The sequence below is a fragment of the Pseudoalteromonas tunicata genome (genome assembly GCF_002310815.1).
Lineage (GTDB): Bacteria > Pseudomonadota > Gammaproteobacteria > Enterobacterales > Alteromonadaceae > Pseudoalteromonas > Pseudoalteromonas tunicata.
The window spans coordinates 83,973-99,049 of record NZ_CP011032.1 but is presented as its reverse complement, the minus strand read 5'-3'; the positions used below and the strand labels follow the sequence as shown (position 1 = coordinate 99,049).

General features: G+C 40.8%; 15 protein-coding genes. 6 read left to right on the top strand and 9 right to left on the bottom strand.

The genetic code is table 11. The features are described 5' to 3' along the window. Positions 1 to 3: 3 nt before the first annotated feature. The 9 genes from PTUN_RS00435 to cyaY form a co-directional block, all read right to left on the bottom strand. On the bottom strand, positions 4 to 369 hold the full coding sequence (locus PTUN_RS00435; RefSeq protein WP_009839271.1) for a hypothetical protein: 366 nt from the start codon (positions 367 to 369) through the stop codon (positions 4 to 6). Positions 370 to 530: 161 nt separating this feature from the next. Further along, complete coding sequence (gene add / locus PTUN_RS00430; RefSeq protein ID WP_009839272.1) at positions 531 to 1,529, bottom strand: adenosine deaminase; 999 nt, start codon at positions 1,527 to 1,529, stop codon at positions 531 to 533. Between the two features lie 75 nt (positions 1,530 to 1,604). Further along, a complete protein-coding gene (locus PTUN_RS00425) occupies positions 1,605 to 4,295 on the bottom strand; it encodes a CHASE domain-containing protein (RefSeq protein ID WP_009839273.1) in 2,691 nt (896 codons plus the stop codon). A 118-nt stretch (positions 4,296 to 4,413) separates the two neighbouring features. After that, a complete protein-coding gene (locus tag PTUN_RS00420) occupies positions 4,414 to 5,535 on the bottom strand; it encodes a heme biosynthesis HemY N-terminal domain-containing protein (protein WP_009839274.1) in 1,122 nt (373 codons plus the stop codon). Continuing rightward, positions 5,532 to 7,376 (bottom strand): uroporphyrinogen-III C-methyltransferase, encoded by a 1,845-nt coding sequence (locus PTUN_RS00415; protein WP_009839275.1) that lies wholly within the window; start codon positions 7,374 to 7,376, stop codon positions 5,532 to 5,534. Before PTUN_RS00415 ends, PTUN_RS00420 begins: the two co-directional genes overlap by 4 nt. Further along, positions 7,376 to 8,314 carry a hydroxymethylbilane synthase gene (gene hemC / locus PTUN_RS00410; protein WP_009839276.1) on the bottom strand — a complete coding sequence of 313 codons (939 nt, stop codon included), beginning with the start codon at positions 8,312 to 8,314 and terminating at the stop codon, positions 7,376 to 7,378. The genes PTUN_RS00415 and hemC overlap by 1 nt, the downstream gene beginning before the upstream one ends. A 24-nt stretch (positions 8,315 to 8,338) precedes the next feature. Continuing rightward, positions 8,339 to 9,238, bottom strand: a complete 900-nt coding sequence (locus tag PTUN_RS00405; protein WP_009839277.1) for a DUF2914 domain-containing protein — start codon at positions 9,236 to 9,238, stop codon at positions 8,339 to 8,341. 20 nt (positions 9,239 to 9,258) lie between these two features. Next, a complete protein-coding gene (locus tag PTUN_RS00400; protein ID WP_009839278.1) occupies positions 9,259 to 9,915 on the bottom strand; it encodes an alpha/beta hydrolase in 657 nt (218 codons plus the stop codon). Beyond that, a complete protein-coding gene (gene cyaY / locus PTUN_RS00395; protein ID WP_009839279.1) occupies positions 9,912 to 10,235 on the bottom strand; it encodes an iron donor protein CyaY in 324 nt (107 codons plus the stop codon). The genes PTUN_RS00400 and cyaY overlap by 4 nt, the downstream gene beginning before the upstream one ends. A gap of 142 nt (positions 10,236 to 10,377) precedes the next feature. On the opposite strand from cyaY, the gene lptM reads away from it, so the two are divergent. The 6 genes from lptM to PTUN_RS00365 are packed head-to-tail and all read left to right on the top strand — an operon-like array spanning position 10,378 to position 14,928. Then, the gene (lptM, locus tag PTUN_RS00390; RefSeq protein ID WP_009839280.1) at positions 10,378 to 10,566 is read left to right on the top strand and encodes an LPS translocon maturation chaperone LptM; all 189 of its coding nucleotides are present in this window, start codon (positions 10,378 to 10,380) and stop codon (positions 10,564 to 10,566) included. 2 nt (positions 10,567 to 10,568) lie between these two features. Continuing rightward, positions 10,569 to 11,819, top strand: a complete 1,251-nt coding sequence (gene lysA, locus PTUN_RS00385; RefSeq protein WP_009839281.1) for a diaminopimelate decarboxylase — start codon at positions 10,569 to 10,571, stop codon at positions 11,817 to 11,819. Positions 11,820 to 11,845: 26 nt separating this feature from the next. After that, positions 11,846 to 12,676: a diaminopimelate epimerase gene (gene dapF / locus PTUN_RS00380; protein ID WP_009839282.1), complete on the top strand. Its 831-nt coding sequence runs from the start codon at positions 11,846 to 11,848 to the stop codon at positions 12,674 to 12,676. Further along, positions 12,673 to 13,284: a DUF484 family protein gene (locus tag PTUN_RS00375; RefSeq protein WP_009839283.1), complete on the top strand. Its 612-nt coding sequence runs from the start codon at positions 12,673 to 12,675 to the stop codon at positions 13,282 to 13,284. The genes dapF and PTUN_RS00375 overlap by 4 nt, the downstream gene beginning before the upstream one ends. Further along, the gene (xerC, locus tag PTUN_RS00370; RefSeq protein ID WP_009839284.1) at positions 13,281 to 14,198 is read left to right on the top strand and encodes a tyrosine recombinase XerC; all 918 of its coding nucleotides are present in this window, start codon (positions 13,281 to 13,283) and stop codon (positions 14,196 to 14,198) included. Before PTUN_RS00375 ends, xerC begins: the two co-directional genes overlap by 4 nt. A 25-nt stretch (positions 14,199 to 14,223) precedes the next feature. Then, complete coding sequence (locus PTUN_RS00365) at positions 14,224 to 14,928, top strand: HAD-IA family hydrolase (RefSeq protein ID WP_040644083.1); 705 nt, start codon at positions 14,224 to 14,226, stop codon at positions 14,926 to 14,928. Positions 14,929 to 15,077 lie beyond the last annotated feature (149 nt).

Below are 15,077 nucleotides of genomic sequence, written 5' to 3'. Positions count from 1 at the left end.
AAACTACTTAGTAGCACAATTCACTTGAACGCTTTCTTGATAATCCCACATTTTACCCGTGGCATTATCTGTAGTCGAACCTAGAAAACCACCAATAACAATATTACCAAAAAAGATTGGAGTTACCGATTTTTTTATTACTGTTACATTATCGCAACCATCAGCTTTAGTTTTAACAACCTTGTCTTTACCATCTCGAAGCACAGTAATCATACCTGGCGCAGTAATCGTTTTATCATCAATTGTAACCTCAGCTGATTGACCATTACTCACGGTTACATTAATAGATTGCTGTTCTGCTGTCATAATGCTCGCACATCCTGATAACGACAGTGCTGCAACCGCTATTGATGTATATACTAACTTCATAGTTATCCCTATTATATTATTGTTTTAGCCTAAAAATAGCGCGCAAATCATAATATTTATTAGTACCTAATACAAGTTTAATTAAGTTTGCTTACTATATTGTGATAACCAATAAAAATGCGCCAATAAAGCGCATTTTTTAATCGGGAAGACTTAAACTATTAAATTTTTAAACTTCGTAAGGCTTGCTTTTCAGTCGGGCTTAAAAAGGCGATTTCAAGCGCATTTTGTTGCGCTTTTGTGATGTCGGCAGCATTTAAACCAGCGAGCGGGGCAGCAACTTCGAATTCATGACGAATTTCAATATTGCTAACACCCGGATCATCGGTATTGATACAGGCTAAAATACCGTGATCTAAAAAACGTTTTAATGGGTGTAAAGTAATATCAGCTACCGTGCTTGTTTGCAGGTTACTAGTTAAACAAGACTCAATACCAATATTATTGGCCGCCAAAAAGTCCATTAGTTTTACATCTTCTATCGCTTTAACACCGTGGCCAATTCGTACCGCGCCCAGTTCATTAATAGCGTGCCAGATACTTTCTGGGCCAGCTGCTTCACCAGCATGGACAGTAATGTTTAAACCCGAATCACGTGCTTGTTTAAAATGGCTGATGAATAAATCACTTGGAAAACCAAGTTCATCACCCGCTAAATCAAGCGCAACAAGGTGCTGCTTGTGGGCAAGAATGGCCTCTAACTCTTGCTGACAGGCCGCTTGGCCAAAGGTACGCGATAAAATACCAATCAAGTTCGCTTTAATTTGTGGAAACTGCTTCAAACCTGCATGCACACCATCAATCACAGCTTCGACCACAGCGGTTGGATTTAAGCCTTGTGTTTTTGCCATGTAATATGGACTAAAACGCAATTCAACATAATCTAAACCTTGATTGACCGCATCTTCGATATTTTCAAATGCAATACGGCGACAAGCATCGTAATCGCCTAAAACGGCCACACCCCAATCAAGTTTGCTTAAAAAGCCCAATAAGTCGGGTTCATTTTTAAGAACTTGAACATAAGGTCGTAATGACGCTATATCGGTGCCTGGCAGTGCAATATTAAACTGTTGACCAAGCTCTAAAATGGTTTGAGGACGCACATTGCCATCGAGATGACGGTGAATATCAAGTAATGGTAAGTTGTTATTTATCATAATTGAGCTCGGTTTAATTAAAGTTGCCGCATGATACGCAGGTACTGTATTTATTCAAGGACATATAGCCGTTAATTACACATACTTTAAAATCGCTTTAAATAGCTTATTGGGATCCAAAGGTTTTACAACATAGTCGTTCATCCCAACAGCAAGTGCATTGACAACATCACTGTCCATTGCATTGGCTGATAGGCCAATCACAGGTAAATTTTTAAATTGAGGATTTAGCCTGATTTGCTCGGTAGTTGCTAAACCATCAAGTAATGGCATTTGAATATCCATCAATACTAAGTCATATTTTCTTTGTGCTAGCATCTCTAACGCCTCCAGACCATTTTCAGCTATATCTGGCGTACAACCTTTATTTATTAAAATTGCTGAAATGACCTTTTGATTAAGAGGATTGTCCTCAGCCACTAAAATCCTAAATTGGCCCAGAGATACTTCATCAATATTAAATTCATGTTGGGTTTTAGGTGCTTCATCAGTGCTAAATTCGCCTTGCGGTAAGGTAAAATAAAATTCACTACCAACATTAAGCTCACTGACAAAACCAATTTTACCCCCCATAAGTTCAACTAAATGCTTACAAATACTGAGCCCTAAGCCTGTACCACCATATTTTCGTGACGTTGAATTATCCGCTTGAGTAAACGCATCAAATAACTGCTTTTGAGCCAAATCGGCTATCCCGATACCATTATCTTTGACGCTAAAACGCAGTTGTTTATTATCGAGCTGTACCATAGTAAGTTCAATTTTACCGTCAGGTTCAGTGAACTTAATTGCGTTATTAAGCAAGTTGAGTAGCACCTGTTTTAACCGGATTTTATCGGTAAACATACTCAACGGTGATATTTTAGGGTAGTGAATTAAGAGAGTAATATCTTTATTGTTCAGCTCAGTCCTGACTAAGGTTTCGAGCTGGCTAAACAAGGCTGTAAAATACACTTCCGAATACTCAAGTTGTAGCTTGCCCGCTTCAATTTTTGAAAAATCTAAAATATCGTTCAGCACTTTCAGTAAGACATCAACAGCATTTTCAGCTTGATGGATATACTCTTTAACTTTACGCATATCAGTTTGCTGCAAAACCAAATAGTGCAACCCTTTAATACCATTAATGGGTGTGCGAATTTCATGACTCATATTGGCTAAAAATTCACTTTTAATTTTATTGGCTTTATCAGACTTTTGTTTTTCTAACCGCAGCTTTTCGGTTTGTTTATAAACCTGATCGCTTATTTGTAAATTTGTCCCGGTCAGTAGTAATAAAAAGGTAATCAGTAACCAAACAAACAATAAACCAACAAGTTGGACCATATACTGGTTCAGCCAACTCTCTTGAAGACCTTGCCCCTCAGCTTGATAAAGATTTACCGCCCATACTCGCTGCCCAAATGGAATTTTAAAATGAAATACGGGTTCTGTGCTTCGATAATGCTCATCTTGATATAACACCTTCGCAGCAAGGTTATCTGCTACATCCAACAAACGAATATTAAAACCACTCAACTCTAATGGAGCTAAAATAGTGTCAACTAATTTAGGTAAATGTAAAACACCTAGCACATAACCTTTTAACGTTACTTTTGGCTGTCCGGTGAAAATAGGCACAATGTAAAGCACACTTAATGAGCTATCTTGCTGTTGCACCAAATTAAGCGGTTGGGTAAGCACAGGTTTTTTAGTGCGGGCCGCTAAATTAAGTGCTGCCGCGCGTGTAGAATTAGACGCTAAATCAAAACCAAGAGCGGCCTCATTACCTTGAACAGGGTTAACAAACAGGACTGGAAAATAAACATCTCGAGTAGCAGCATTAACTAAATTCCCCTGCCCATCATGCTCTTTAAAACTAAACTCTTGAAAACCGATTTGGTGTAATTCATTTTCACGCTTTGAGCGTTCAGCTAAATTAACTTTAGGGATCCATTCAATTGCAGCTATTTCTTGGCTAAAGTGCAATTGTTTGTCGGTAAAGTTCATAAACTCCAAATAATTTACATAATCACTACTTTCATAATAAGCCTCCAACAAACCAATATTAGATTTAATTTTTTGTATTTGTTGCTGCACACTAAGCTGCAAAATTTGGCTTTTTGTCTCAATATCTTGTCGCGTTTTGGCTTTGATATTTTCAAGTTGAAAATAAAATAAAAGACTAATCACTGTATAAACCAGCAACCCAGGCAGTAGCACCTGTAATCGCCTACTGCCCTGCTCTGGTAAAAATGCGACTAACAATAATGGGGTGAAAATCATCACCCCCATAGCATCCCCCGCCCACCAATTCACAAACGTTGTTAAAACGAGGTTTGCATTAATAACGTCAAAAGAAAACAGCGTTAACGTGCCAATCGCCGCGCCCACAATGCAACTCAATGGGCCACCTATTAACATAAGTTGCAGCGATGATTTTAAATTAAGTAACGCAATAGCCGACGCATTAATTCGATTAATTAACCAATATCCGAGTATTGCTTGCGCGCTAACACCAAAAGCAATTAAAGCGGTTTTAAATACATCATCAAATGACAGGTACAGCGTTGTACTATCAAAATGAACAAAGTTGGTGATAAATGCGGCAACAAAAATAAGCGGTATTACTCGTAAGCCAAGTAAAAAAATAGCTCCTAAGGCAATTCCAGCTGGCGGCCAAATTGACGCCGGATAATCACCTATCACTAAAAATGAATTAGATATTATGCCGACAAAAATATATGAGATAAATACCAGTAAATATAACGGGGTTTTATTGTGCACTCGGGCAACCTTATGCTGCTGTTATTATTAGATTGGACGACCTTTTGATTTACTAGCTTAGTCAAAAATAGGAATTAATAGAAACCTATCAATCAACTTTTAAAATAAAAACGCCGACTTAAGTCGGCGTAAATGTTTGATATAATTGCAAGGCTTCATGTTCCAATCCTTGGGCTGCAAAACAGCGCGCGGCAATGCGCCAATGCGCATGAGCATTTTGCTCATTCAGCACCTTTTTAAAGACTTTACTTGCAAGCTCAGTATCTGTTTGAGCAAGAGCAACATAAGCCAGACAAAAAAGGAGCGATTCGGATTCGGGCTGCTTTTTTAGCAACTCCTGCACCGTTTTCTGCAAAGATAATAGCGACAGGCGAGAACTGTTTTTTAAGCTCGCTGTTACCGTATCGTAATGACCTTTTTTTAGTAACTTAATTAAAATTGCTTCTGCTTTTTCGGTTACACCGTTATTCAGTAATGCACGACAATAAGCGACTTCAGCTAGCGGCTTTAAATTACGCGCTAGTTGCTCGTATCGCTGCTCGATGACAGCATTATCGGCATGTTTAAACACAACTTGCCATACCCCTTGCCACTGCTCGTCGGTCAGGTCACCAAATTTAGCTAATTTAGGTATCACTTCAAGCAAAGCGGTATCGTCTTGCTGTGCCACCAGCAGCTGACAATACAAATGCAATTGCAACACATCGGGTTTCTTTTGCTGCGCTGCCACACTTAACAAATCAGCAGCAAGTTGATGCTCTCCCGTTTGAGCATATAAATGCGCAACGTAATTTTGTTGTTCGTCAGGCACTTTTGCCAATAGTTCGAGCGCTTTTGCAGATTGATTGCTTTTTAACGCAGCATCAGCAGCAAATGCATAGCTAATCCCTTGCCAACTTACAGGTAAATTTGCGTTAGCTAATTTTTTTAATACTAAACTATGGTCATTGTTTAGGGCTGACCATAAGCCATCTTGTAAATTGGCTAACTGCTTTTGCTCAGTACGCTGTGAGATACGAAAGCGGGTATTGCCATAAATCGCCCACACATACCAAACTAGTTTAAACAGTAAATACAAACCAATACTTGCAATGATGGTCATCACCGCAAAACTCACAATCGAGCCTTCTATTGTCCAATTATTAAATGCAATCAGCACATAGCCTTTTTCACCTATTACCCAAGGAGCAATAGCTAAAATTAAAGCCGCAATTAAACAGGCTATTAGAGGTTTGATCATAGCGACCACTCCTCAAATGCTGCGCCACTGACAAACTCAACCGCTGGATTAAACTGCAAAGGTGTTTGACGTAATGTAACAAGTTGCTCTGTCAAACTAATTACCGCAGGCGATGAGCCATCATAAAAATCACTTAACACCTGCTGAGCTTGAATCAAAGAGGTAGCAAATACTTGCGCTTGTTTATTTAAAAGCGCGGTTTGTGCTTGGGCAAAATAAAATGCGAGCTGTTGGCGCACTAATACTTGTTCGCTAGGTGACAGTAATGGCTCAATCGGCGCTGAGCGCTCACGAATTTTAATAAAGTCATCAACTAATATTTGCCAGCTACGTTTTAAATTTTGCTGCCAATCACTCACATTTTCAGTTAAACCTTGCTGTTGTTCATCACTTACCGCGTCGGGCAATTGCACCATGTTAAGTGGCAATTTACTCAGCTGTTTGGTCAAACCATATAAAGTAAAATACAACTCATCAACCGGCGCAACTGGCAGCGCCAATACACTTTGTAAGTCTTGATTAACCGCAGCACGTAAAGCCTCTGTATTTGGATACTGAGCCAGTAAGCCATCAAGCTGTTTAAAAATCGCCGCCGCTGCTGAGTAGTTTTGCTCACTTTGCACTTTAAATACTGCCAAGCGCTGCATTGATTTTGCTTCATTAATATTTAATTCAATCGTTTGCTGGCTTTTTTGCTCGAGTGTTTGGCTAAGCTGCTGCTGCACAAGCTGTTCTGAACTTTCGAGTGCAACCTTAACATTACGCTCAGTTTGATTAAGTGCTGTGCGCTGTAACTCTAGCTGTTGCTGCATCATATTTTGCAATTGCGCCACTTGTTGTGCCAATAATTCTTTTTCGTTATTTAATTGGCTAAACAACTGATTGCTGTACTGTTGCTGTTGTAAATAGCCAAACCCAGCACCAGCGCCGACACCTAAGGCAATTAAAATAGCCACAGCAGCAAATACCCGACCAGATGAACTTGGCGTCGATTTTTGGCTTGGTTTATCTTTGGCTGAAACATTTTTTACTGCGGATTCTGTTTTCACTTCTATCACGGGCGTCGCATCTTGTGCATTATTTTGAGTCTCTTTTTCATCCGTCATAGTGGTATCCTGCTGTGAGATAGCCGTTAGGATCGCTTCATCAGAAGCACCTGCGCATATCTGTATATTATTTGCTGCAATAGCAAATTGTGAGAGATAATTTGCTATTCGTTCACTGGCGACATAAAACCGACAGGTTTTAAGCCATTTAACTTCATTTTCTGCAAGTTCACGGAAAATCGCGTCAACTGCTGCATTACTGGTCAATACTATACTGTCTATTTTTTGTTGTTGCCATTGCTTTATCCAGCCAGAGGCGACACCTTTAACTGGCTGGCGTCGGTATAACACCACCGCATGTACAAAAGCGCCTCGTTGTTTGAGCTTTTGCGCAATAAGCGGGCGACCATCTTGGCCTTTTAATAAAACAATATTTTGCTGTTCAATATGTTGCAGCTCTTTTAAGGCGAGTAAACCTTCAGAATCTTGCGGTTTTGCAATCCGCGCTTTGACACCAAATAACTCTGCAATTACGGCGGCTGTTTTTTCACCCACAGCAAAAAACTGCGGCTGATGCTTGAGATTTGGCTTGAGCGCATAAAGTGCTTTTACTGCATCTTGTGAGATAAAAATAAGCTTGTCGGCCTCCCCTAAAGGCGCCAACGCGGCACTGCTGACCGCTAAAGGTTCCAATGCCAATAATGGAAATGAAATTGCATGATGACCCAATTTTTTTAATTGAGCCACCAGCTCTGCACCCTTGGTATCAGGTCGGGTGACTAAAATAACCGCCATTAAGCATCCTTATAAACGGCTTGTAAAATTTTATCTGCGCCTTGGGCTAGAAGTTTATTTGCTAGTTCAACGCCTAACTGCTCGGCATCAGCACATAATCCTTGCACTTGATCGCGTAAAATCTCACTACCATCAATTGCACCAACCAAGCCACGAATAGTAATGTGCTCGCCCGATACTTGCGCAAAAGCACCAATTGGCACCTGACAACCACCTTCTAAACGGCGATTCATTGCCCGCTCAGCCAAAACACGTATACGCGTTTCAGTATGCTCAAGGGCTGCTAACAGCTGTTTTGTAGTTATATCGTCTGAACGACATTCAATGCCAACCGCGCCTTGACCATTAGCTGGTAATGATTGCTCTGGCTCGATAAAGCTGGCAATACGCTGTGGCATTTCAAGACGAATTAAACCAGCTGCCGCTAAAATAATCGCGTCATATTGGCCTTCATCTAATTTCGCCAAACGTGTATTTACATTACCACGTAAATCACGAATTTCTAGATCAGGGCGAAGAGCACGAATTTGACACTGACGACGTAAACTTGAAGTACCAACAACAGCACCTTGAGGTAATTCTTCAATAGTCTTAAAGCGATTTGAAACAAAGGCATCGCGCGGATCTTCTCGCTCACAAATAGTATTGAGCTCTAAGCCTTCTGGGAATTCAACTGGTACATCTTTCATCGAATGCACAGCTATATCAGCACGCCCTTCAAGCATGGCTTGCTCTAATTCTTTTACAAATAACCCTTTTCCACCAATTTTGGCAAGCGGCGTATCGAGAATCTTGTCACCTTGTGTTGACATTGGCACCAACTCCACTTGAATTCCGGGGTGATGAATTTCAAGTTGCGCTTTTACAAACTCAGCTTGCCATAATGCAAGTGCACTTTTACGCGTTGCGATACGAAGGGTCGGGCTTGAAAATGTCATGGGCTACCTTATTAGCTACTTATTTTATAAATTGCTGTGTTTATTAATAATGCGAAATGTTTTTTGTGCCAGGATCTGTTGATTACTGTCACGTAATTGAACTTGCCAATCACCCATTTGTTGCGAGGTAATTTTTTTGGATGAATAGGTACGAAAATGGGTTGAAGTAATATCAAGCAAAACTTCAGCTTCTTGCACGCCATTATAAAACCAAACATGGCTTACTTGCTGCGGGGTAAAATTATTAACTTCAGTAAAAAAATAAAGCTGATCAGTAAATTGATTGGTATAGACCTCACTACCGAGCACATCTACCGGCTCTCTATCTTCTACCGCTATGGTCAATAAAGCGCGACTAACATAATCTGTATCAATCTCAACACCACGTGAAACTTGACTTAACGCTGCCAATTCAATAGTTGATGGATTTACCACAGAAACAGGTTGCACCTCATTAGGGATTACATCCTCTGAAGATAGTTCAGCTAAATCAACAGCAGCGTTTATCGCGCTAGTTTCAATACTTAACTGCGATTCAACGTCTGGCATTGTCTCTTCGACATCATCTAAAACAACGTTTACCGAGTCTGCCGCTAACGGCTCTTTCGATGCAGTGCCAAGTACAATGCTCAAATCAACCTCAGCGTTAGAGACTTCTTGAGCTTGCGTCAAGTTGAACTCATTTGATAACGCAACGTTTGGCACTTTTTCAGGTGCAAAATCTAATGCGACTGTTTCATTAGTAATTTCATTGGCATTTACCACAGTAAAGACCCCCCAAACAGTCGCCAAAATAATAGTCCCAACAACGACACTGGCAAGCCCGACTCTGCGCCAATTCCAATGATAAACCACCACAGGCTCTGGCAACGACGTGTCTTCTAGTGCTTTCATTTTTGCTGTTACAACTATTTTTTGTCCCATTTAGGGCTCCTGCACAACGTTTAACTTAAACGTTCAATTAACCATTGGCGAATTAACGCCACTTCTTCACCACAAACCTCATGTGCCATCGGATAATCTGACCAATGCACGTTCAGGCCGTTACTTTGCAAAACATCATACGCTTGTTTACCTGCCTGCATAGGAACTACTTCATCTAAACTGCCATGTACCATTAAAACAGATAATGAAGTTTGAATTGCTTCTGCACTAAACTTATCAGGAGCACACATGTAAGTTGAAAGTGCCATCACGCCGGCTAACGCAGCTTTAAAGCGTGGAGCTAAGTGTAATGCAATCACCCCGCCTTGGGAAAATCCAGCCAAAATAATTTTATTAGCGGGAATACCACTGGCAATCTCATTTTCAATTAATTGCTCAACTTTTGCTGCCGATTCTCGCACACCTTGCTCATCCGCTCTTTTATCTAGATCAAATGATACGATGTCATACCATGAGCGCATTTTCATGCCACCATTAATAGTAACGGGTTGAATGGGCGCATGGGGAAAAATAAATTTAATACCAAGTTCTGCAGGAAGTTTTAACGCCGGCACAATTGGCGCAAAACCATCACCAGAATCTCCCAAACCATGCAACCAAATAACAGTGGCTTTGTGCTCTGCCATGGCTTGGCAAACAACACCATCTAAACTCATGATTGCGCTACCCAAGTAACGTTTTGCTCAGCTTGGCGAGAAGTTGCATCAGACATAAACTGCCAAAATTCTGCGCCTGAACGATTATCAATCCATACGCCATCACGTAATTCAAAATGATGACCGTTAAACTTAGTCGCCACCCACATTTGATGCAGTGGAGTTTGTTTATTTATAATTATCTTGGTTTTGTTTGGGAAAATGATCTCCAAAATACCTGAAGCAGATTCATAATCTAAATCCACCTCACACGCTTCGATTTGCTCTTCGAGGCTCAACATTACGGCATCAACTAACTGGTGGTATTCATGATCTGTCATGGCTTTTCCTTGTTATCAAATGGCACAGCGAAAGAAGGTAAAATAAAAATTAGTCGACTGGCTGCAATTTATCTGTTTTCTGTTACTCTGCGATTATAAAGACCGTAATTCGTCAGTAAATACTTTTATCTAAAGAAACCCTATGCAACAGAAAAAACTTGCTCGTATTATCACTCTTGGCACTTTAATTACTATTTTGGCTGCATGTGGCCAAAGTGGCCAACTGTATTTACCTCCTGAAGAGCAGCAGACGAACACTCAAAAAATTAATACCACAACAAAACAAGATACACCTCGAATTCAATCTGCCGAGTCTCAACAGGAAAAATAGTCATGGATCATTTTAATTACCGCGACAATCAACTGTTTGCCGAAGGGGTCAGCGTACAAGACATTGCAACGCAATTTGGTACCCCTTGTTACGTTTATTCGCGCGCGACTTTAGAGCGTCATTATCATGCGTTTACCGATGCAGCAGCAGGGCAACACCATTTGGTATGTTATGCCGTAAAAGCGAATTCTAACTTAGCGGTATTAAATGTATTGGCACGCTTAGGCTCTGGGTTTGATATTGTATCGCAAGGAGAGCTCGCTCGTGTTGTTGCAGCCGGTGGCGACCCTCGTAAAGTGGTATTTTCTGGTGTTGCTAAAACCGCCCATGAAATTCGCTATGCACTAGAGCTTGGCATTAAATGCTTTAATGTAGAATCTGAAGCCGAACTTGAACGCATCTCTGATGTTGCTACTGAGCTTGGCCAAACAGCACCAATTTCAATTCGTGTTAATCCTGATATCGACGCTAAAACTCACCCATATATTTCAACTGGGCTCAAAGAAAACAAATTTGGGATTGAGATCCATCGAGCAGTAAGCGTTTACCAACATGCAGCTACTTTGCCTGGTATCAGCATTGAAGGCATTGATTTTCATATCGGTTCGCAATTAACGGAAGTTGAGCCTTTCTTAGCAGCCTTAGATAAAGTGCTCGCCATAATCAAGCAGTTAAAAACCCTTAATATTCACATTAAACATTTAGATGTAGGTGGCGGTTTAGGCGTTGCATACTTAGCCGAAGAGCCACCACACCCAAGCAGTTATGTGAGCCAGCTGGTTGAGCGCTTAAGCGAGTTTTCGGACCTTGAATTGGTCTTTGAACCTGGCCGTGCGATTGCAGCTAATGCAGGTATTTTAATCACTCAAGTGGAGTTTTTAAAACAAAACCAAGGTAAAAATTTTGCCATTGTTGATGCTGGAATGAATGACTTATTACGCCCATCTCTTTATCAAGCGTGGCAAAATATTATTGCTGTTTCTCCTCGCTCAGGCACACCATCATCTTATGACATTGTTGGCCCAGTGTGCGAAACGGGTGACTTTTTAGGAAAAGATCGCGAACTTAGCCTGCAGCAAGGTGATTTATTAGCGGTACGTAGCGCAGGCGCATATGGCTTTAGCATGAGTTCGAATTATAATTCACGGCCACGAGTGGCTGAAATTATGGTAGATGGTGCCACGGCACATGAGATCAGAAAGCGCGAAACCATCGCAGATTTATATCAAGGAGAAAACAAACTACCAAATTAAGGTAGTTTGAATTTTAAAAGGCTCTTATGTTAGTTAACTTTTCAAAAATGCACGGCTTAGGTAATGACTTTATGGTGATTGATAACGTCACCCAAAATGTATTTATTGCACGTGACCAAATAATAAAACTAGCTGATCGCAATTTTGGTATCGGCTTTGACCAATTACTAATGGTTGAAGCTCCGTATGATCCTGATTTAGATTTTCATTACCGCATTTTTAATTCTGATGGCACCGAAGTTGAACAATGTGGCAATGGCGCACGCTGTTTTGCACGTTTTGTTCGCATGAAAGGATTAACCAATCGCCATAAAATTTTGGTTTCTACAAAATCAGGCAATATGACCCTGCATATTGAAAAAGATGGCCTGGTAAGCGTTAACATGGGTCAACCAAAACTTGAACCGCATACTATCCCTTTTAAAGCGGCCAAACGTGAAAATACCTATATTTTTCGGGCGCAGGATCACACGGTTTTCTGTGGTGCAGTTTCAATGGGCAATCCCCACTGTGTCGTTGAAGTTGATGACATTACCACTGCGCCAGTAAATGTACTGGGGCCATTGCTCGAAAACCACGAACGCTTTCCTCAGCGGGCTAATATTGGTTTTATGCAAATTATCTCTCCAGAACACATTAAATTAAGAGTGTGGGAGCGAGGTGCAGGTGAAACATTAGCCTGTGGCACAGGCGCTTGCGCGGCGGTAGTTGTCGGTATTTTACAAAAGAAACTCGCGCCACATGTGCAAGTAGACTTACCTGGTGGTCGTTTAGAAGTGCGTTGGCAGGGTGAAGGCCACAGTGTACGAATGACTGGCCCTGCTGAACATGTATTTGATGGACAAATCGCCTTATGAGCCAACTAGACGCCAATGAAATTGCAGAGTATTTGGCTTTGCATCCGGACTTTTTAGTCCAGTTTCCTGAACTGCTTGATGCCCTGAATTTATATCATAACCAACCAGGTGCCATTTCATTACAAAGCCACCAGCAAAAACGATTACAACAACAATTGCAGCAGCAACAACAACAGCTCAACACCCTGTTGGCACACGCTCGTAAAAGCGAGCAAATTTATCAAGTCTTTAGCTCGTGCCACCGTCATTTAATGCTGCATGATAATTTTGCCGATTTAGCCAGTAACTTAGTCAGCTTAATCAGTGCTAATTTAGATATTTGCGAGTGCAAATTACTAAAATATGAACCTTACCTAGCCAGCATCGTCACTCATCGACTTGCAAACCAACCGCGCTATCTAGGCCGTATCAACCAGCAAGAACAGGCGCTATTATTTAATAACGAATGCCAATCAGTGGCGCTGTACCTCATTGGAGATGCACAAACTCCCTTAGCTATTTTAGCGTTTGCGAGCAAAGACCCTATCCACTTTGAGCCATCACAGGATAGCTTTTTTATTAATGAGTTTGTTAAGGCCCTACATACCAAACTATCGGGCTGGGTATGAGCGAACAAGAACCGCTTGCTCCCTCCTGGTTAAACCCTGTTGAAGTGTTTTTACAATACCTCAAGTACGAAAAAAATTACTCCATTCATACTTTATTACAGTACCGCTTGCAGCTTGTTGAAGTTGCTAATTTTTTACAAAATAAAGCCGAGTCCTGGCTCAAAGTACAACCCGAACAACTTCGTGCCTACAGCATGAGTCTAAAAGCACGTGCACTCAGCGCCCGTACCATTAATTTAAAACTCTCCTGCGTTCGAAGCTTTTATAAATATCTACAAATAAGAAAAACTGAGCTAAACAATCCTGCAGAGGCTATTAAAGGCCCTAAATTTCAAAAGCCATTGCCGAAAAATCTCGATGTTGATCAAATGCATCAGTTACTTGCAATGAATCCGGAAGATAGCTTTGGTTTTCGCGACAAAGCCATGATGGAATTAATGTATTCATCAGGGCTGCGTGTTAGTGAGTTAGTTAATGCCAACTTAATAGATGTTAATTTGCGCGAAAAAGAAATTAGAGTGCTTGGTAAAGGCAATAAAGAACGCATTTTACCTATTGGTGGCAAAGCAATTGAAGCATTACAAGATTGGTTAAAGTGCCGCGCTGAATTTGCACTGCCCGATGAGGTTGCCGTCTTTGTCAGCAAAAAAAAATGTAGGATCTCAACACGCCAAGTGAGAGCCCGTATGAAACTGTGGGGAATAAATCAGGGGATCAGCAGCCAAATCCACCCTCATAAGTTACGTCACTCCTTTGCTTCCCACATGTTAGAATCAAGTGGAGATTTACGCGCTGTGCAGGAATTACTTGGCCATAGTAGTTTGTCGGCAACACAAGTTTATACCCATCTCGACTTTCAACATCTTGCCAAGGTGTATGACAACACACACCCAAGAGCAAAAAAACAACGTTGATTTTTCATTTTTAAGGCTTCACTCTGTGCAAATATTTAAAAAATTAAATGAAATTAAAGCCATAAGCTTCGATTTAGACGATACCCTTTATGATAATCGACCGATCATTATCGCTGCGGTACAAGCGCAAAACGATTATCTCAAGCAGCTTGATCTTTGGCCTAAAACAGCTGAGTTTTGGCACGACTGCCGTAATCAAGTAATAATAGAGCAGCCTCACCTGATTGATAATGTCACCATGTGGCGACAATGCGCGTTATATTTTGGTTTAAAGCAAATTGGATATTGTGATGCTGACGCCAAACATCATGCCAACATGGCTTATCAAGCATTTGCCGAGGCCAGAAGCAACATTATTGTTGCTGACGAAGTTTTGTTGCTGTTAAAGGCCCTTAGAACACGCTTTAAAATTATTGCGATTACCAATGGAAATGTAGACGTTGACCAGTTTAATTTAAAAGGCCATTTCGATTTAGTGTTAATGGCAGGCCGAGATGGTAAAGCTAAACCTCACCCCGAACTTTTCGATTTAGCAGCGTGGCACTTTGATTTATCACTTGGGCATATACTCCATGTTGGTGATAGTCTCGATACTGATGTGCAAGGGGCAAACATCGCAGGTTGCATGTCTGCTTGGTTAGAAAATCAGTTCACACCATATCGTTATAAAGGCCTTGCACACCTCACAATCAAAGAGATTAGTGAACTACAACAACTTCTTATAGATTAAGAAGTAATGGGTCAATTTTACTAGCCACGAACTTAACTTAAGCTATTGAAAGCAGTTCAATAGCTTAAGTTAAGTTAAAAACCAGTACGAAAAATTAACAATTTGATTAGGTATTTGCGTATTTAGTATTAAACTATACAGACAATTAG

Excerpts from the sequence above, each read along its gene's own strand:
- PTUN_RS00435 (WP_009839271.1), bottom strand. The coding sequence starts at position 369 with ATGAAGTTAGTATATACATCAATAGCGGTTGCAGCACTGTCGTTATCA.
- add (WP_009839272.1), bottom strand. The coding sequence starts at position 1,529 with ATGATAAATAACAACTTACCATTACTTGATATTCACCGTCATCTCGAT.
- PTUN_RS00420 (WP_009839274.1), bottom strand. The coding sequence starts at position 5,535 with ATGATCAAACCTCTAATAGCCTGTTTAATTGCGGCTTTAATTTTAGCT.
- PTUN_RS00415 (WP_009839275.1), bottom strand. The coding sequence starts at position 7,376 with ATGGCGGTTATTTTAGTCACCCGACCTGATACCAAGGGTGCAGAGCTG.
- hemC (WP_009839276.1), bottom strand. The coding sequence starts at position 8,314 with ATGACATTTTCAAGCCCGACCCTTCGTATCGCAACGCGTAAAAGTGCA.
- PTUN_RS00405 (WP_009839277.1), bottom strand. The coding sequence starts at position 9,238 with ATGGGACAAAAAATAGTTGTAACAGCAAAAATGAAAGCACTAGAAGAC.
- PTUN_RS00400 (WP_009839278.1), bottom strand. The coding sequence starts at position 9,915 with ATGAGTTTAGATGGTGTTGTTTGCCAAGCCATGGCAGAGCACAAAGCC.
- cyaY (WP_009839279.1), bottom strand. The coding sequence starts at position 10,235 with ATGACAGATCATGAATACCACCAGTTAGTTGATGCCGTAATGTTGAGC.
- lptM (WP_009839280.1), top strand. The coding sequence starts at position 10,378 with ATGCAACAGAAAAAACTTGCTCGTATTATCACTCTTGGCACTTTAATT.
- lysA (WP_009839281.1), top strand. The coding sequence starts at position 10,569 with ATGGATCATTTTAATTACCGCGACAATCAACTGTTTGCCGAAGGGGTC.
- dapF (WP_009839282.1), top strand. The coding sequence starts at position 11,846 with ATGTTAGTTAACTTTTCAAAAATGCACGGCTTAGGTAATGACTTTATG.
- PTUN_RS00375 (WP_009839283.1), top strand. The coding sequence starts at position 12,673 with ATGAGCCAACTAGACGCCAATGAAATTGCAGAGTATTTGGCTTTGCAT.
- xerC (WP_009839284.1), top strand. The coding sequence starts at position 13,281 with ATGAGCGAACAAGAACCGCTTGCTCCCTCCTGGTTAAACCCTGTTGAA.